Annotated in this window: 8 protein-coding genes and 1 pseudogene; 7 read left to right on the plus strand and 2 right to left on the minus strand. The window is 59.1% G+C overall.

Going from position 1 to position 19,861, the window contains the following annotated elements:
• Positions 1–14: 14 nt before the first annotated feature.
• Entirely contained in the window at positions 15–2,567 is a 2,553-nt protein-coding gene (locus tag FGE05_RS21455) for a Tc toxin subunit A (RefSeq protein ID WP_139648077.1), read from the minus strand.
• Between the two features lie 165 nt (positions 2,568–2,732).
• On the opposite strand from FGE05_RS21455, the pseudogene FGE05_RS21460 reads away from it, so the two are divergent.
• A pseudogene (locus FGE05_RS21460) lies at positions 2,733–3,065 on the plus strand (type II toxin-antitoxin system VapC family toxin); the annotation flags it as partial.
• Between the two features lie 53 nt (positions 3,066–3,118).
• Here the strand turns inward: FGE05_RS21460 and FGE05_RS21465 are convergent.
• Positions 3,119–5,038 (minus strand): methyl-accepting chemotaxis protein, encoded by a 1,920-nt coding sequence (locus FGE05_RS21465; protein ID WP_139648080.1) that lies wholly within the window; start codon positions 5,036–5,038, stop codon positions 3,119–3,121.
• Positions 5,039–5,301: 263 nt separating this feature from the next.
• On the opposite strand from FGE05_RS21465, the gene FGE05_RS21470 reads away from it, so the two are divergent.
• The 6 genes from FGE05_RS21470 to FGE05_RS21495 all read left to right on the plus strand — a co-directional run bounded on the left by FGE05_RS21470 (position 5,302) and on the right by FGE05_RS21495 (position 19,715).
• Positions 5,302–5,973 (plus strand): histidine phosphatase family protein, encoded by a 672-nt coding sequence (locus tag FGE05_RS21470; RefSeq protein ID WP_139648083.1) that lies wholly within the window; start codon positions 5,302–5,304, stop codon positions 5,971–5,973.
• Positions 5,974–5,997: 24 nt separating this feature from the next.
• Positions 5,998–6,846 carry a phosphatase PAP2 family protein gene (locus FGE05_RS21475; protein WP_139648085.1) on the plus strand — a complete coding sequence of 283 codons (849 nt, stop codon included), beginning with the start codon at positions 5,998–6,000 and terminating at the stop codon, positions 6,844–6,846.
• An 859-nt stretch (positions 6,847–7,705) separates the two neighbouring features.
• Positions 7,706–9,412: a ShlB/FhaC/HecB family hemolysin secretion/activation protein gene (locus FGE05_RS21480; RefSeq protein WP_139648087.1), complete on the plus strand. Its 1,707-nt coding sequence runs from the start codon at positions 7,706–7,708 to the stop codon at positions 9,410–9,412.
• Between the two features lie 39 nt (positions 9,413–9,451).
• Positions 9,452–18,844, plus strand: a complete 9,393-nt coding sequence (locus FGE05_RS21485; RefSeq protein WP_139648089.1) for a hemagglutinin repeat-containing protein — start codon at positions 9,452–9,454, stop codon at positions 18,842–18,844.
• A complete protein-coding gene (locus FGE05_RS21490) occupies positions 18,844–19,146 on the plus strand; it encodes a hypothetical protein (RefSeq protein WP_139648091.1) in 303 nt (100 codons plus the stop codon). Before FGE05_RS21485 ends, FGE05_RS21490 begins: the two co-directional genes overlap by 1 nt.
• A 218-nt stretch (positions 19,147–19,364) precedes the next feature.
• The gene (locus tag FGE05_RS21495; protein ID WP_257225692.1) at positions 19,365–19,715 is read left to right on the plus strand and encodes a hypothetical protein; all 351 of its coding nucleotides are present in this window, start codon (positions 19,365–19,367) and stop codon (positions 19,713–19,715) included.
• Positions 19,716–19,861: the final 146 nt, after the last annotated feature.

The raw sequence follows: 19,861 nt of genomic DNA on the forward strand, positions 1-19,861 counted from the left end.
AAGCGGGGCGCCGGTCAATGGCAGGCCGCGATCAGTGCTGCGCCAACGGCTTTCCAGTCCGATACGGGACTTTGGGTTTTCAGTGAGGTTGCCTGGAGCAACAGGTCTGCCGACAGTCCTGTGCTGACGCAGCACGCCTGGCAGCGCATGATCCAATCCACCGCTTCCATTGAGTTCGCCTGTGCTGGCTCCAACTGCGCCGTCAGACGACTCACTTCCTCGGTGCTCCAGTTCAGGAGGTTGGCCAGCAGGTTATTGATCTCTTTTTCCGAGTGCCGCCCATCCTGATTGGCAACTTGCAGGTAGTGCAGCAGGTTCTCTTCCGACTGCGCCTGATGACGGGCGCAATGACTGAAGCGCTCGAGCAGATACAGCGTATGGGGTGTGAGGGTTTTGGAGGTGTTCGAGGCAAGCCATGTCGGGTTCTCCATCAAGGCTTTCAGCGTGCTGCTGCCCAAGTGCAGACGCTGGCAAGCCTCGGCGGTGCGAAGTACTGTTGCCAGCACAGGGGGCATGATGCCCGGGGCGGCCTTGATCGCGGCGACGACCGCCAGCGCATCGGTGCCAGCCAGCTGCATGACGCAAGGGACGTATTCGGCGCCAAGGTCGGTAACGTCATGCAGCAGGGTTTCAATCAGATGCTGTGGGTCGTGGTTGGCGTCCGCTTGCAGTTTCGCCAGGCGTGTCTCCAGATTCTGATTGAGCGACAAGCTCGTTTCCGGTTCATCGAACAGGCGACACCACTGCAGTACATCAAGCTCGTTTTGCCTGAGCCAGCCGACGGCCCAATCCAGTGCCATCAACACGTCGAGAATGTCCGCCCCTGCGGACTCCGAGGTTTGCAATCGTCCGGTTACCAGTGCCTTGCAGAAGTCGTCCCCTCCCAATAACCGGGCCAGCTCGGTGCATTCGAGAGGCGACAGGCCCAGCGTCCGGGCGATACGGGCCTGGCGGTAGAGAGAAGAGACTGTGGGCAAGTCGTGTTTCGGCGAGCCGAGGTACTTCTCGCTCTGTCCCACAAGCAACAGCAGCGAATCCTGGGTCATGGGAAGTCCGAGACCTGCGCTCAGGTAGCTGAGGGTCTGCCGGTCTGTGGCGGTCATTGGGCTCAGGGGGAGCTGCCATACGGGGCTTTCAAGCAGTCGGGTGCGATTGAACACTTGATCGAACAACGGCATGCGGTCGCCGCAAGCGTCAACCGGCATGTCGTGTAGCAAAGAGGCAAACTCTTCAGGAGCAATGCCATGGCGTTGATTCAGGTAGCGATAGACGCCAAGTGTGCGCAACGTGTTGGCGTTGAGTGCGTCAGTCCCTTCGGATCGCTGGGCATTGACGATCAGCGTATCCAGTTCGGCAACGGGGATACCGGTCCAGCGATGCAGGCGGATCATTCGCTGGATACGGTCGAAACGCTCATGGGAGTGGTGGGTGAAGACCCGCATCTCCCCTTGGGTTTCAATACTCAGGACGGAAGTCTGTTCCGGCCCGTTGATGTAGCTGGCGCCATAGCCGGTCTGCCTGGCGTCTGGGCTATTGATTGAGGACCGAGGGCTGTAGCTGCCTTGCGCCAGCAGCTGTTCCACCTGCTCCGTCGTCAGCCCGGTGCGCTCCTTGAAAAACTCCAGCTGGCCCAGGTTCGTTATGTTTCGGGTACCGTAGCTCTTCTTCAGTGGATCTGACTTGGAGATCGACGCAATTGGCGCGAGCAGCAGGTTCTGTTGTTCCGGACTGAGTCCGGACAGCAGTATTTGCGCGTCGAGGTGGGACGTCGTTAGGCTGCCGTAGGTTGAGTTGCCTGGTGAAAACGGCAATTGCAGGCTGATCCGATAGTTCAGCTCGCCCAGTGCGGGTTTGCCTGCCCCCAACCCGAGCAGACACTGGTGATGGTGCAGGTTGTAGGGCAGCGAAAAGGGATAGCGCTCGCTGGCCAGCGCCTGCTGGACTGTCCTGCCCTTGCCTTCATCTTCCAGGTACGCCTCGATGTTGCTGCGCAGGGTGTCATTGATGAGGTCGAGCATCGGACGCGTAGCGAAGGCACTCTGTTGATCGAGGGTCAGCTTCTTGAGGTCTGGGCGTCGCTCCTCCAGAGTGATCCTGGCGGATTGCGCCGGCACCGCCGGTAGCTGCTCCAGTTGCCTGGCAAACAGATACAGAGCCCGCAGATACGCCACGGGCGAATCGATTGCGCCGATATCGCCTTCGTTGCAGAACTGATCCCAATTTTCTTCAAAGAGTGCCTGATAACCGGCGGACGCTGACGTCGAGTCCGAACCCAGGCTGCGTCGGACACGTCGCTGGGCATCCCTCCCGGACGAGACGCGATGTTCCTGGTACAGGCGGCTGATTTGCCTGGCATAGCTGGCAGCGTTGTCATAGACCTGTCCGGCATCCACGTCGCAATACTTGGCGAATACAAGGGCGAACGGCGCCTTGCCCATGCGCACGATGTCGAAGACCGACTTCAAGCCCATGCGCTGCACGGCGGTTCTGAAGCTGGCTTTTACGGTGTCCTCGCCGTTGGGGAAGGCGACGAGTCTGTGCAACAGCGAGTCGTTGCTTGCGTCCATGTGTGGTCCATCTCCTGTTCGCACTGAAGGTGCTTATCCAGGGGAAAACCGTACAGGAGCGTGCAGAAAAAGAGGGTAGGACTGAAAGGGAAGATATGTACGAAATGTCGATGCGTTGTGCGGGTTGGTTGACCGCAGGGACGGTCGAGAGGTTACTGCTGGTTGGCGATGGATCTGGTCATTTGCGCTATTACGGTAGCGGAGATTCTTCATGGCATCGCCCGGCTACCCTTTGGCAAACGCAAGCAAAAGCTTGAATCCCATGCAATGGCAATGTTCGAAGAGGATTTTGCCGGCAGGATTCTGCCCTTTGATGCCCATGCAGCGCTTGAGTATGCAACCCTCGTTGCGTCATGTGAGGCCAGGGGAAGGGCTGCCGGTATGGCCGATGCGCAAATTGCCGCTATTTGTCGGACTCATGGGGCGCTGGTTGCAACTCGAAATACCAGAGATTTCGAATTCTCAGGAATTGAAACTATCAACCCCTGGAACGCTTGAGTCATGCCTCACAAGAACGCCCGTCTCCCACCGGAAACGGGCGTTTTTCATGGTCAAACCCTGAAGTGGCTGACCATCATCTGCAACTGATTGCCCAGTCGCGCCAGTTCAACGCTGGAGGCAGCGGTTTCTTCGCTGGCGGCGGCGGTCTGTTCGGATACGTCGCGCACGTTGATGATGCTGCGGCTGATTTCCTCGGCCACGGCGCTTTGCTGCTCGGCCGCGGCGGCGATCTGCTGGTTCATCGCCTGGATGTTCGACACCGTGCGGGTGATATTCTCCAGTGACGCCCCGGCCTTGCGGGTCAGGGCCACGCTGCTGTCGGTGAGGCTGCGGCTGTTGTTCATCACGGCCGCCACTTGCTGGGTGCCGTTCTGCAGGCCGGCCACCAGGCCTTCGATTTCCTCGGTGGATTTCTGCGTGCGTTGGGCCAGGCCACGGACTTCGTCGGCGACGACCGCAAAACCGCGACCGGCTTCACCCGCGCGCGCCGCTTCGATCGCTGCGTTGAGGGCCAGCAGGTTGGTCTGTTCGGCCACGGCCTTGATCACGTCCATGACGCTGCCGATCTTGTCACTTTCCTGTTGCAACACGGTCATGGCGTCGGTGGAACGTACCACTTCGCTGGCGAGGCGTTCGATCTGGGCGATGGCTTCGCTGACCACCTGATCGCCGGCGCGGGCTTCGCCGTCCGCCGCGGCCGCGGCATGGGAAGCTTCCTCGGCGTTGCGGGCCACTTCCTGCACGGTGGCAGTCATTTCGTGCATGGCGGTCGCGACCTGATCGGTCTCGACTTTCTGGTTGTTGACCCCGGCGCTGGTCTGCTCGGTGACGGCGGACAACTCTTCGGCGGCGCTGGCGATCTGGGTCACGCCATCGCGGATGCCACTGATGAGATCGCGCAACGTCACGCCCATGCGAGCGATGCCCTGCTGCAGCACGCCCAGTTCATCGCGGCGGGTGACGATGATGTTATGGGACAGATCGCCGCTGGCAATGCGTTCGACCACGGCCAGGGTTTCGCTCAGCGGCCGGGTAATCTGTCGCGTGATGATCACAGCGGCAATGATGCCCACCAGCAAGGCGAGCAACGTACTGATCAGTTGCAGCGTGCGGGCCTGGGCGCTTTCGGCGTCGCGGCGGTCGAGCTGGATCTGATACAGCTGGTCGCTCAGGTTGACGATGGTCGCGCCCTGATCGGTCATCTCCTTGCGCGCCTGCACGGCGTCGGCAGTGGCCGACTTGAAGGCCTGCAAGGCGCTGCGATATTGCGTCAAGGCGTTTTCAAGCTGGCGCAGTTCAGCCTGACGGGTGCTGGTGAAATGTTGGTTCAGCGGTTTGAGCGAAGCGATGGCGGCGTCCAACTGGCCGACGGCTTTCTGCTCCGTATCGGCGTTGCTGTTGGCGGTGTAGCCACGAACTTCATAGCGAGCCAGCATGAACGCCTGCTTCGCCTGGGTGATCGCCTGGAACTGTTCGAAGCGTTCATCGCCCGGGGCCATTTGCGCTACATCGGTACCGATCACTTCGATCAGTTTATAGGCGGTTTCGGCGTTGGCACCCATGGCGTCCCGGGCGGTATTGCCGGTGCGGTAGGCGCTGCGCATTTTGTTCAGGGACGCCTGATAGGCGCCGATGGTCGCGCTCTGCTCCTTGAGCAGCTTGACGTTTTCCGGGCTCTTGAAGCTGCTCAGCAGCGCGTTCTGTTGCGCCACGAAGCCATCGAGGGTGGTTTGCACATTCTGTGCGGCCGTCTCGTCGCCGTTGGTCAGCATGTATTGCAAGCGAGTGACCCGAAGTTTGGTCAGCCCGGCGTTGAGCTGGGTGATGTCACTCATCCAGTTACTGCGGTCGATCAGCCCGCCCAGGCTGTTCCAACCGGTCATGGCCAGGATGCAGGTCAGGAGCAGCACCAGGCCGAAGCCCAGGCCCAGTTTCATATTGACGCTAATGTTGCCAAACCAGCTATTCATCAAATTCCTCCAGGAACGTTGTGCTGCTTGATCGTCGGTTGGCTGGAAGTTTGTTGTTGTTAAGCCAGCAAAATAGGGAGCAGGCCTGTATCGGCCACCGGCTTGATATCTGAAAGATTTTTCCCCGGTACCCAGCTATTCACCGAATTTTCAGGCGCGTGTACCAAGCTTTTTTTCACATCCATTTCACTAGCTGCCTACGCCACCGTCTCTACTGTCACGCCATTGAATGACTGGGGTGGATGCCGTCGGGGCGGCTTGATGTGGAACTGAGACTGAGTTTTTTCGGCTTGACGCGCTCGATCGAGCCCCGCCGGTTTGCCCGCTACCGAAACGCCATCGTCGTCCTGGCCTCGGCATTGCTGGTGATTCCATTGGCTCTCTGGTTGCTGAGCCCGGCGGCGTTGCCGGACCTGGCCCATGGCAATGTCGCCGGCGCCCGGACCTTGGCCGAAGGCTGGGCCAAGGGGGAGGTGATTGTGCTGGTGCGCCATGTCGAGCGCTGCGATCACTCCAAGGCTGAGTGTCTGAACGATCCCGCTGGCATCACTGACCGGGCCCGTGCCGTCGCGGTAGGTCTTGGTGCCCAGTTCGAGCACCTGGGCCTGGACAACACCGACATCTACAACAGTCCGGCCACCCGCACGGCCCAGACGGCGGGGTACATGTTCAACAAGGTGAGTGCTGGCGACGATTGGCTGATCAATTGCCGGCGTGACCTGTTGCGCAATGCCTTGGCCCACAAGGTAGCCGGGCACAACCTGATCCTGGTGACCCATAGCGAATGCATGCAGGCATTGGAAACCTCGCTCAAGCTACCGACCTCGACGTTTGGCTATGGTGCGTCGCTGTTTGTTTCCACAGCTGAGCCACAGGCGCCTCGGTTAATCGGTTTTATCGAAGCGTCTGACTGGCGTTCGGTGACATTTAAGTAACTTTTCCCACGATTAGGACAGCCCATGCTGACGTCTGCTCGCTCCCGTTTCTACGGGCTCAATCTCGGAATTCCCCTGGTTTGCGCTGCCGTGGTGTTCTTGCTGTTCGACATGACCCGCATCGACATTGCTTTCAGCGATCTGTTCTATGACCCCGTGCACCAGCTGTTCCCCCTGGAACACGTAAAGCTGTTCGAAAAAATTACCCACAAATGGGCCAGGATCATTCCGAACTGGACCGGCGAGGCGGCCATCATCGGTGCGCTGTTGTCGTTTCTCTGGCCGATCTTCAAGCCGGAGAAGCGCCCTGGACTGCTGCGTTTCCTGGAGAAAACCCGGCTGGCCGCGCCGCTACGTTTTGCCTACAAGCACCGTCGTGATTTCCTCTATGTGGTCTTTGCATTTTCCCTCAGTACCGGGGTAATCCATTACCTCAAGGGACATACCAGCGTGTATTGCCCGGTAGAAACCACCCAATACGCGGGCAAGATCGAGCACAAGGAGTGGTACCAGAACTTCGACCTGCTGAAGGTCGCCGGCGACGGTCGCTGCTGGCCCGGCGGTCATGCTTCCGGTGGCTTTACCATGCTGGCGCTGTACTTCGTCGCACGCCGCTACCGCTGGCGATACTCGAAAGCGCTGATGTATGGCGCCCTGGGCTTGGGGTTTGTCTATGGCACAACGCGAGTCCTGCAGGGATGGCACTACATGTCCCATACATTTTGGGCAGGGATCTTCGTCTGGTTGAGTTGTTTGCTGATGGCGTTGGCTTTCTATGGGCGTGTGGCCTTGGAACAGCCGGTAGCGACCAAGGCTTCATTGCAGGATACGGAAGGCTTGCCTGGGCTGGCTGATCCACAGTCCTGCGCCTGAATCGCGGGCAAAAAAAAGCCCGCGGGAGAGCGGGCTAAAACCTTAGTTTCTTGAATGAGCGAGGGGACTTTACCGAATCAAATGTGTGCGTAGGGTGAAGAAAAGTTCATGCGATCTCTCGTCATGACCGTTCCCTGGTACAGACCTGCCGAAATTCCCTGTGGGAGCGAGCCTGCTCGCGATGACGGTGTGTCAGTCAACATCTCTATTGAATGTACCGGCGCCATCGCGAGCAAGCTCAGCTCCCACAGCAATCTGTTGTGAATGAAAATCCGTGTGACGCCCTGGATCCCTTGTGGGAGCGAGCCTGCTCGCGATGACGGTGTGTCAGTCACATCTCTGTTGAATGTACAGACGCCATCGCGAGCAAGCTCAGCTCCCACAGCGATCTGTGTGAACGAAAATCCATGTGTCGCCCTGGATTTCTTGTGGGAGCCGAGCTTGCTCGCGATGACGGTGTGTCAGTCAACATCTCTATTGAATGTACAGACGCCATCGCGAGCAAGCTTGGCTCCCACAGGTTCGGTGGTGCCTGATCTCGCTCTGGGACAGGCCGACGACTCCGTGGTGAGGGAGCTTGCTCCCGCTGGGCTGCCGGCAGCCATGCTTTGCGGGGCTCCGCTACAGTCGAGGTTAACGACGCGTCTTGTGAGACACGTCTCTTTTTTTAACAGAAAATTCCCTCCCCCTTGAACCGAAAGCGATATGCACAGTCTGGTATGCGCGTGGTTTTGCGTATCAGCAGCGTGAGCGGTTTTCGAGGCAGCCTTGAGCGCCTGGCACCTTCGAAAACAGCACTGGAGACCTGTCTTCAGTCAGCTCGCGAGCGTGCTGTCATTTCCGTATCGAGGGATCGAACATGTTCTCACCCGCCCATTGGGCGAGGTTGTGCCTGGCTTTGCTGTGCCTGTCTCCGCTTACCCTGGCTCTCGCCGCCCCGACTCCTGGTGAAACCGACCTGATCCGCGAGCGCCAGAACCGTTTGCTCGAAGAGCAGCGCCGCCGTCTGGAAGAGCTCAAGGACTTGCCCGGCCAGGAGGCGAAACCGACCCAGCCGACCGCGCCGGCCGATACCCGTTGCTTCCCCATCAAGACCATCGAACTCAAGGGCGCCGACAGCCTCTCGGCCCGTGAGCGCGAGCGGCTGCTTGAGCCCTACATCGGCCAATGCCTGGGCGTGCCCCAGCTCAATGAACTGCTCAAGGTCATCACCGACCATTACATCGAAAAAGGCCTGGTCACCAGTCGTGCCTACCTGCCGCAGCAAGATCTCTCCAGCGGTCACCTCCAAGTGCTGGTGGTCGAAGGCCGGCTCGAAGGCCTGAAAGGTGCCGAGAACAGCCAACTGTCGGAGCGTGAACTGGCTATGGCGTTTCCCGGCAAGACCGGCGAGCTGGTCAACCTGCGAGAAATCGAGCAGATGGTGGACCAGCTCAACCGCCTGCCGTCGAACCAGGCGCAGATGGAGCTGACCCCCGGCCAGAACGTCGGCGGCAGTGAAGTGCTGGTCAAGAATACCCCGCAAAAGCCCTGGCGCGCCGGGCTGTCCCGCAGCAACGACGGCCAGCGCAGCACCGGCGAGCAGCAGTGGGGCACCCGCTTCGAGTGGGACAGTCCACTGGGCCTGGCCGATCAATTGATGCTGCGCGGCGGTCATGACGCGATGAGCGATCACCAGCACACCTCCCGCAACGCCATGCTCTATTACAACCTGCCGTTTGGTTGGTGGAACATCAGCTACACCTACAGCCAGAGCGAGTACCGCTCACAGATCGCGGCCAACGGTTTCAACTTCAAGCAGAGCGGCGACAGCCAGAACCATCAGTTGCGGGTCGAGCGTGTCATCCATCGCGATGCCATGAGCAAGACCTCCCTCAACACCGGGTTGGCGTATCTGCGCAGCAATAACTTCATCGAAGACAGCAAGCTCAGCGATAGCAGCAATCGCATCAGTGAGGCGCAGTTCGGTATCAACCACGGCCGTCGGGTCGGCAGTGCCTTCGTCAACCTGGACCTGGGCATGCAGCAAGGCATCGGCGCGTTCGATGCCCAGGGCGACCATGACCCGGGCCGCGGACTGCCGAATGCGCGCTACCGCAAATACACCGCCACCGTCAGCTACCTGCAACCCTTCCAGCTATGGGGCGAGTCCCTCAGCTTCAGCAGCCTGATGACCGGCCAGCGCAGCGAGGATGCGCTGTTCGCGCCGCAACGCATAAGCCTGGGCGGGGAGTCCTCGATTCGGGGTTACAAGGACCAGTCGTTGGCTGGCGACAGCGGTGGCTATTGGCGCAACGACCTGCGCTGGAGCCGCCCGGTGACCCTGGAGTGGCTGCGTCCGGTGTTTGCCGAATACGGCACCAGCCTCGGTTATGACCAGGGCGTGATACGCGGCAATCACTACAACAAGGAACCGAGCGGGCGCATGTCGAGCAACTCAGTGGAGTTGTTCGCCCGCGGCGAGCACCTGAGCGCCAGCGTCACCTTCGCCCACTCCCTGGAACGTCCGGCTGCCCTGACCGAGCGCGAAGCGCCGATCTATTTCCGCGTGGAAGCTCTTTTTTAAATTCTGCCCTTTTAAATGCTGTAGCAACGAGACCTGATCATGGACGACCGCCAATACGCCTTGCTGGCCCGCCAACCTTCTGCCGCCCTGAAAACCCGAGAACTGTTCTGGGGCATGCCCAAGCGCGGCCTGGCGTTCCTGTTGGCCAACGTCATGTTCTGGCAACCGATGTGGGCCCAGGCCGACGGCATCGTCGTCAGTGCGCCGGGCACCAGCCTCGGCCAGGCGGGCAACGGCGTGCCCATCGTCAACATCGCCAAGCCCAACGGCAGCGGTCTGTCCCACAACCAGTTCAAGGACTACAACGTCGGCAGCAACGGCGTCATTCTCAATAACGCCACCAACCCGGCTCAATCCACGCAGTTGGGCGGGATCATCCTCGGCAACCCTAATCTGAAGGGGACGGCGGCCCGGGTCATTCTCAACGAAGTCAACGGTGGCAGCCCCAGCCAGTTGCGCGGCTACACCGAAGTGGCGGGGCAGTCGGCCCACGTCATCGTCGCCAACCCCTATGGCATCACCTGTAATGGTTGCGGTTTCATCAACACTCCGCAGGCGACCCTGACCACCGGCAAACCAGTCATTGAAAACGGCCAACTCCGGAGCTACCAGGTCGACCAGGGCAGCGTCACCGTCGAAGGCGCGGGCCTCAACGCCAACAACGTCGACCGCTTCGAAATCATCACCCGCAGCGCCAGGATCAACGCCGAGATCCAGGCCAGGAACCTGACCATCGTCGCCGGCCGCAACGACGTCGACGCATCCACCCTCAACGCCACCGCCCGGGCCGACGACGGCAGCGCCAAGCCGCAACTGGCCATCGACTCCTCGGCCCTGGGCGGCATGTACGCCGGGGCGATCAAGCTGGTGGGCACCGAGGCCGGCGTCGGGGTGAAGCTGGACGGCAAACTGATCGCCAGCGGTGGCGACATCCAGCTCGATGCCAATGGGCATTTGAGCCTGGCCCAGACCGCTGCAGCCGGTGCCGTCAACGTCAACGCCGCCAGTCTCGACGCCCAGAGACCGGTCTACGCCGGCACCGCGTTGACCGTGAAAACCCAGGGCGACCTGACGAGCCAGAACAACCTGGTGGCCCGCGACAGCATTCGCCTGGACAGCGGCGGCACCCTGCGTAACAACGGGATCATCGAAGCTGGGGTCAACGCCGATAACACGCGCAATACCAGCGGCGACGTCACCCTCACCGCCAAACAACTGAACAACAGCGGCAAAACAGTCGCTGCCAGTCGCGACCTGACGGTGACCACGACCGATACGTTGAACAACCAGGGCGGTACGCTCAGCGGCCAGCGCAAGACCACCGTCACGGCCAAGGTCGTGGATAACCGCGCCAAAGGCCGCATCCTGGGCAATACCGAGGTGAACGTTAAGGCCGATCAAGTGCTCAACGGCAGCGGCGGCCTGATCAATAGCCAGGACGTCTTGCAAGTGATGGCGGGCCAGTTGGATAACAACGCCGGTGAACTGTCGAGCCTGAACACCGCGACGCTGGTGCTCGGTAGCCTGGACAACCTCACCGGCCTGGTGATGACCGGCAAGCAGCTGGATATCACCGCGACCGGCGCGGTCAACAACCAGGGCGGCGAACTGTCGACCCAAGGCCTGATGACCCTCAAGGCGGCAAGCCTGAACAACCGCGACAAGGGCACCATCGCCGCCAACGGCAACCTGATCGTGACCGCCACGAAAGGGGCAATCGACAACGGCAACAATGGCCTGATTGCCAGCCGCAACGCCGAGCTGAAGGTGACCGCCGCCAGCCTGGACAACGCCAAGGGCACCCTGCAGGGCAAAGGATTGGTGAAGGTCGACATTGCGGGCGATATCGATAACCAGGCCGGCTCGATCATCGCCCAGGACGCGAACCTGAATGTCTTCGCCACCAACCTGGACAACCGCGGCGGTGTGCTGTCCAGCGTCAAGGCTGCGCTGGAGGCGCAGGTCAGCGGCGTGCTGAAAAACGGCCATGACCTGAATGGCCAGGGCGGCACGATCCAGGCGAAAGGCCTGACCCTCGAAGCCCTCGCCGGGCTGTTCAACGACGGCGGACGCATCGCGGCGCAGGCTGGGGATGCCGTGCTCGATACCGGCAGCGCCCGTTTCGACAACAGCAACGGCGGCCTCTATGCCAGCGGCAAGGTGAAGGTCGACGCCCTGAACCTGGACAACAGCCACGGCCAGATCAGTGCCAGGCAGATCGATCTCAACCTCAACGGTATTCTGAACAATACCCAAGGCATCATCGAAGGCGACAACAGCCTGGATGTCCTCGCCGCCAGCCTCGTCAATCACAACGGCCAGCTGCGCACGCTGGGCCGCGACAGCACCACCGTGTTCTCCATCGGTGGCCTGTTCGACAACAGCAACGGCACCCTGGAAACCGTCAGTAACGACGTCGGCTTCACCCTCGGCAGCCTGAACAACCAGAGCGGCAAGCTGCGCCACATCGGTGCCGGCGCATTCGGCCTGAACCTCACGCAATTGGGCGCAGTCGGCGGCAGCCTGGTGACCTACGGCACCCTCGTGCTCGATGCTGACCGCTGGACCAACAGCACCTCGATCCAGGCCGAACACCTCACCGTCAACGTCAAGCACCTGACCCAGACTGCGACCGGCCAGTTACTCAGCGCCAACAGCTTTACCGGCACCGGTATCGACTGGCGCAACGACGGCCTGATCGGCAGCGACGGCTTGATCGATGTCCAGCTCTCCGGCCAATACGCGGGTAACGGCCGCTTGAGCAGCCTGGGCACCTTGGGCCTCAAGGCCGCACTGATCGATCTTGAGGAAAACGCCAGTGTCGCCGGCGGTGGGAATACCACGGTGCATGCCGACGGCGTATTCAACAACCGCGGCCGCGTGACCTCGGCGGCGGGCATGAATGTCACGGCGCAGGGCATCAATAACCAGGGCACCCTGGGCAGCGCCGGGTTGCTGAGCGTTGGCACCGGTGCACTGCACAACGAAAACGGCCTGATCTTCAGCGGTGCCGACATGGCCCTGAAGGTCGACAGCCTGACCAACCTCAACGCCGACATCTACAGCCTGGGCAACCTGAGCATCGACCGTGACGGCCTGGGCACGAAGGCCTCCAGCATCGTCAACAGCTCGGGTTCGCTGCAAAGCGACGGCAACATGAACCTGGCCGCCAGCACGATTGAAAACGTGCGAACCCTATTGACCACCCACGACGCCGGCATCTACACCGCGTCGATCAGGGAAGTCGCCTGCATCGAAGGCGTCAACGCTGGGGATTGCAGCGGCGGCAAGGAAAACCACGTCTGGCAGATCATCCAGCGTGACAAGTTTGAGGTCACCGCCGCCAGCGTGGCCTCCAGCATCACCTCCGGCGGCAACCTGAATATCCGGGCCGGTGACCTGACCAATAGCAGCAGTACCATCGGCGCAGGCGGCGCCCTCACCGCCAACCTCGTCAGCCTGAACAACATCGGCATCGAAACCCACGACACCGAAACCTCGCGCACCTTCGTGTCCGAGCGCACGCGCAGTCCTGGCGGCTGGCGTACCCTCGCCGATAATTTCACCAACAAGTACTGGTTCCAGAGCCCCGGCTACAACCCTGCCAACCTCGGCGGCCTGGAAGCTGACATGAGCCGTTTCATCGGCACGACCGAGCGCGAACTACTGCAATTCGGCAGCAGCCGGGCCCTGTCCCACGATACCCAGACCTACGCCGCGATCATCCAGTCCGGCGGTGCAATCGATATCCGCACCCAGAGCAACGCCAACAACAGTGTCATCCGGGGCGGCTACAACTACGTCGGCGCCGGCCCGCGCACCGACACGGGCGCCGACGGGCAATTTTCAACCCGCATCACCGTCAACCAACAGCTCTCACCCGACCTCGCCCAACAGCAAGTCAACCCGGTAACCCTGCCCGGCTTCGACCTGCCCACCGGCCAGAACGGCCTGTTCCGCCTGAACGAAGGTAGCGGCACTCCGACCCAAGGCAGCGGCCTGACCCAAGTGCGCGGCCTGCCGGACCGCTCGTTCCAGGCCAACCCGCAAAAATACCTGATCGAAACCAACCCGACGCTGACCGACATGCGCCGGTTCATGAGCTCGGATTACCTGCTGTCCAACCTGGGTTACGACCCCGACGATGCGGCCAAGCGCCTGGGCGACGGCTTCTACGAACAACGCCTGATTCAGCAAGCCGTCATCGCCCGCACCGGCCAGCGTTTCCTCGACGGCCAGACCTCCGATGAAGGCATGTTCAAGTACCTGATGAACAACGCCATCGCCAGCAAGGACGCCCTCAACCTGTCCTTGGGCGTAAGCCTGACCGGCGAACAGGTCGCGGCGCTGACCCACGACATCGTCTGGATGGAAAACCAGACGGTGAACGGCCAGCAAGTGCTGGTGCCGGTGCTTTACCTGGCGAACGCCAACCATCGGCTGGCGCCGAATGGGGCGTTGATCCAGGGCAGCGACGTCACGTTGATTGCCGGTAAGAACCTGAACAACGCCGGGACGTTGCGGGCGTCCAATAACCTGGTTGCCACGGCTAACGACAGCCTGGTGAACAGTGGGTTGCTGGAGGCGGGGAATCGGCTGGATGCGTTGGCGAGTAATGATCTGACTAACCGGGCGGGTGGGGTTATTTCTGGCCGGGATGTCAGCGTTGTTGCGCTTGCGGGGGATGTGACCAACGAGCGGACTGTCACCCGTCATGCCAGCAGCACGGGCTACAAGACTGAGCAGCGGGATTTCGTCGACAGCGCGGCGCGGATCGAGGCGAGTCATGACCTGAGCGTGGGTACCGGGCGCGATCTCAACAACGCGGGCGGCGCGCTGAAGAGCGGTAACGACACCACCTTGCGCGCTGCCAGGGATCTGAAGATTACGGCTGCCGAGCAGGCCGATAGCAACCGGTTGGGTAACCGATATCGGGATCAAACCATCACCCAGAACGGTTCCAGCGTTACGGCTGGCGGTGATCTGAACGTAACGGCCGGACAGGACCTGAGGGTTGTAGCAAGCAACCTCATCGCCCAGACCGCTTTGGCGCTGAGCGCCGGGCGAGATATCGCTATCGAGTCCGCCGCCAACGAAAGCCACCGTTCTTCGCAAAGCAAAAAAATCAAAAGCAGCAACGACCTTGTTCGCCAGCAGTCCTCGGTTGTCCAGTCGGGCGGGAATCTAAGCGTCCAAGCGGGGCAGGACCTGAGCCTGGTCGCCAGCCGCCTGAAAGGCGCCGGGAATGTTGCCCTCGATGCCAGTCGAGACATCAATCTCTTGTCGGCAAAGGACGAAACGGCCGAGTTCTATTCGAAGAAAAGCAAAGGCTCCTTTGGCCGCAGCAAAAGCGAACAGCGGGAAAGTTACGACAGCACCAATGTCGCGTCGGTGGTCGAGGCCGGACAAGACCTGACCGTCAACACCCGCAAAAACGCCAATGGTGGCATGAGCATCAATGGTGGGCGCGATGTAACGGTCGTTGGCAGCCAGCTCAAGGCTCAGGGTGACCTGATGCTGGGGGGCACGGGTGATATCGCCGTGCTATCGGGGGTTGAAGAGCACGGTTCCTACAGCAAGAAGACCAAATCGGGTTTCCTCGGCCTGTCCAAAAGCGGCAAGAGCGAACTGAAGACCACCGCGTCTCAGGTCGCCAGTGAACTGGACGCAGGCAACGATGTGGTGGTGGCCGCCGGCAACGATCTACGTGTGCGGGCCAGCCAAACCACCGCTGGCAATGATGTCGAGCTACGTGCGGGGTTGGTCAATAAAGAGGGCGATATCAATCTCGTCTCTGCCAACGACACTGCTTATAGCCGTACTGAGGAATACAAGAAGAAAACCGGGCTTTCGGTTTCGGGTGGGTTCTTGTCGTTTGCTTCGGCCAAGGAGGCGGGGCGAATAGCGCAGAGCAGTACCAGTGTGGGCAGTCAGGTGACGGCGGATCGTGACGCGATGCTGCAAGCAGAGCGCGATATCAATCTGATTGGCAGCGGTATCGATGCCGGGCGTAACGTCAGCCTTAATGCCGGACGTGACGTCAATGTGGCCGCGGCGAGAAACGAAAACTCCGAGCAGCAATGGTCCAAGGAGAAGCAGTCGGGTATAGGCGTTTCCAGCGATGCCAATGGAATCAACTTCTTCGCCGGTACCGATAGCGTCAAGGAAAAGGATCGCCTCGAACAGCAGACAGCTGCCGTCAGTCGGATCAGTGCGGGCCAGGACGTTGCCATCAACGCCCTGCGCGACATAAACCAGACCGGTTCCGACCTTCGCGCCACGCGTGATATCGACCTCACGGCTGGTCGCAATATCAACATCGATGCCGCGCGCGAAACCCAACTGACTGAACAGGAACGCGAAGCCAGTCGTAACGGGCTTGGCGTGTCTTTCAGTCACAACTATGGCCGCACCAGGGATGCGGTCAGCGGCGCGGGGAAGGGTGAGAACGGAGTCAGCAAGGCTTCCAGCACCCTCAAGGGCATTGATGCCGTCACCCAGTTCGTCAACGGCCCGACGGCGGACGTCAAATTCGGCAACAGCACCCAAACCAGTAGCCAGCAGGTTATCGAACAGACCAATCGAGCGTCGACGCTGGATGCGGGCAATGACGTTACCCTGGACGCTGGCAACGATGTCATCGTCAAGGGCGCTCAGCTACAGGCCGGACGTGACATCAACATCAAAGGTCGCGACGTCACGCTGGACGTGGCAAAGGGCAGTGTCACCCAGGAAAGCAGCGAGCGCCAAAGCTGGAGCGGTATTCATGGTGGCACCAGTGGCGGCCTCAAGCTGGGCGTGGGTGGCAGCTACGGCTTAGCCACCGGGGATGGCGTCTACGGCAGTTCGACGCCGACCCAGGTCGCTGCCGGTAGAGACTTCAATGTCGATGCCAGCCATGACATCAATCTGGTTGGAACCCAGGCCAAGGCCGGGCGGGATATCGCGCTTGATGCCGGCAATGACCTGAACATCCGGTCGGCGCAGAACGACAGCAACAGCGAAAACAACCGCCACAATGGCGGTGGTGAAGCGGGCCTGACGTTCGGCTCACAAGGCTTCGGCGTCTACGTCAGTGTGAACATTGGCAAGGGCGACCTGGAACGTGAAGGCAAGCGCCAGCAAGAAGCCTACCTGTACGCCGGAAACCGACTGGGCTTCGACAGTGACAAAGACACCAACATCACGGGCGCCACGTTGCGTGGCGATGAAGTCGTTGGCCGCGTTGGCGGCGACCTGAATGTCTCCTCGGCACCCGACACCGGCAAAGTCAAGGGTAAGGAATTCGACCTCAGTGTCACAGCCACCTTTGGGCCGGGTGCTGGCGTCAGTGGATCGGTGGGGTATGGAAAGACAACCGGTGAGACTAATTGGGTCGAGCAGCAAGCCAGCATCATCGGCAAAAACAAGGTCGACATTCGCACTGAAGATCATACCCAACTGGACGGTGCTTTGATTGCTGCCGACAACGGCAACCTCAAACTGGACACCGGGACCCTGGATTTCAGTGACATTGCCGGTAAGGACAAGGAGCACGGCTATTACCTGAACGTCGGCGGCAGTTACTCCGCTGGCAGCAGCGGCGAAACCACCCAGGACCCCAGTCAGGTCGGCAAGGGCAAGGAAGGAGAGAACGGCTGGAGCGTCAGCGGCTGGGAGTATGAGAAAGACCGTGAGCAGATCGTCAGGGCCACGGTGGGGGCTGGCGAGATTGTGGTGCGTGATGACGCCCGGACCGGAGCTGATTCGACCACGGGGCTAAATCGGGATGTGAGCAAGGCCTACGAGATCACCAAGGATGATGAGTCGCGCACTGATTTGTATGTGACCAAGTCTTCGCTGGAGGCGGTGGGCGATGCTTCGGGCACCCTGCATGCCTGGAAAACCAGCATTGAAAAATATCCGGAGAACAGTCAGAAGGCCTACAAAGAAGCCCTTGAGCTGATTCAGGGACCGGTTCGATCCGCTGAACAAGCCTGGAACAGCATCCAGGCGCAGAGGGTTTCGATTGAGGAGGTGCCTGCTTCGGCCCGAGCTGCGTTGGGGGATGAGGCTGCGCTGAATATCGCGAAGAATCTCGTTCGAAATGGTCGGGATCCTGGCGAGATTAAGGATCTGAAGTCCGAGGACGTCGCTGTTATCCAGAGTTTCGCGAAGCGATTCTCGGACTTCGCCAAACTGCAAGAGGCCTGCGACGTCACAGGAGGCTGTGCACCGGGCGATCCTAGCGACAAGCAGCGTACTGCTGCCATCTACAAAGACGTGGATGGCACCTTGAAGTTCAGATACGTCACCGACGTTCAGGTAAACACCCCTGGCAGGAAGTTGCTGCAAGAAACAGCGAAGCTGCAAACCTATCTGGATGGCCTTCCAGTTGAGCAAGCGCAGCTCTTGGGCTTGGGAATTCAGGCCGTTATGGGCCCCGGCAAGATGGCGGTCGGTCTGGCTGGCAACGTGGTAGTCAACAAACTGTTTGGCGACAAGATCGCTACGGCCAAGGATTCGATATCGAAATCGATTGCCAGCGAGCTCAGCGGCAAGAACAAGAATGACCTGGAGGTTAGCGACAATCTCTTTAAGGTTCGCTACGAACAGGGCCGGGATGAGCAGAAGGGAGATGTGTATGTTCGTGGCGCAACGACGCTACTGAATATCGCCTTGGGGACGGTTACGAATGCGGCGGGTGCGGCGACAGGTAAGGTTGTTGGTGTTGTAGGGAAAGGGCGTTCGGATGGTATAACGGACGGTGCCGATGGGCTGGGAAGAGGGCCGATAGATCCTGATTGGGATAAGAAGTTTGGGGAAACGCCGTCGAAGGGATGGGTAGAGGCCGGGCCAAGAGGCGATCAGTCATCTGTTTCGCCTAATGAATCGAAAACAGGCACTGGTAGTAACGCAACGTCATCCCAAGCCGTCGTAAAGGTAAACACCGGCGAGTCAGTAAAAGGATCTCCGACGTACGAGATACTCAACAATCCAAATGTCCGGAGCCCTAACACGCGATACGAGCTTGATAATGGCGACTCTTTTGTCACGAACAGTAAAGGTATGGTTGAAGAGCTGACGTTTACTCCCAGTAAGGTCAAGGTTCCAAGGGACTCCAGACAAACGGCTGCGGGTAAAGAGGGGCGTGAGACAGATGTCGGTGGGCATGCGCAAGCATGCAGCCAGGGCGGTACCTGTGACGGATACAACCTCTTTCCTCAGGATAGAAATTTCAATAACTCTGCCTATAAAGTTTTTTATGAGAATAAAGTTAAAGAAGCATTGAATGATCCTACCAAAATGGTTGGCCCAACAACGATAAAATTCAGGCGCACTGATCCGGCCTCGGCAAGGCCTGATGCGATACAGCTAACATATACGATAGATGGTAAGACAAAAACATTGGTTTTCAAAAATGAAGCAAAAGCCCCACCGGAGTTCTTATAATGGTTACCCAGGATTTTGATTTGCTAAAGCAAATATTTGAGTTGATTGATTCGGGTATTGTCGGCGGGTATGACTCGTTTATTTATGAGGTTGAAGTCGGAATTGGCTGTATGGAGGCGGAGTTGACGGTGAAGAAAAATGGCGTAGAGTCAACTGATGCTGAAACGGATTTTGATAGCTTTCTAATTTTCGATTTGGTTGAGCAGCTAAAAGAAAATGCTGTTCGTCGGGGTGAAGGCTGGCATTCATTTGTTATGAGTTATCACCAAGGCGAAAGTGTAAAGACGAAATTCAAGCACTAGGCGCGAGGAGTAGAGGGTAAAACTTCTGAAAAAGGGGACGGATTTATTTAATTTTGAGGTAAAAATAAATCCGTCTACTTTTTTCGTCCCCTTTTTTATAGCCGTACAAACCGCCAGCGTCATTGAACGCCAAACATGGCTTGCTAAGAAAATGTTGCAACCCAAATAGGCTTGATATGGACGCACGACAGCGAGCACTTTGTAAGGAACTCAGAAAGATGAGCTCTGCTCAGGCCGCCGACTGGTTGATTGGAGCATATCCATTAGATTCCGATGATTGGGGTGAAGCGATGGTACTCTTGCCGCACCGGTCTTGGGGGAAAACTGAGCAGCATCAACTGGCAGACCATTTTTTCAAGAAATTACCATTTTCAGGTTATCGAGGGTATGAAAGTTTTGCCTCTATTATGTCTATAGCTTCACTGATTGGCTGTATTGAAAAAGCTTTGTCTGACGATGCAGCTAGGCGAGAGTTGCTGCTGTACTATCTGATTCCGGTATTGAATCGTGCTGCAAAGAGTGATCCGGATCGGAAGATGATAAATGAATTAGTTTTAAGGGTGGCGTAGGGGAAAGGGGCGGATCTATTTAAGTTTTGAGGTAAAAAATAAATCAGTCCCTTTTTACGGAGCTGATGGTTCCATTCTGAGGTTTGAGCCGTCAACTGGATATTTTGGTGTCATGCGGAATGGAAAAATAAATACTTTCCTTAGAA

The organism is Pseudomonas sp. ICMP22404 (assembly GCF_006227205.1).
Classification (GTDB): Bacteria; Pseudomonadota; Gammaproteobacteria; order Pseudomonadales; family Pseudomonadaceae; genus Aquipseudomonas.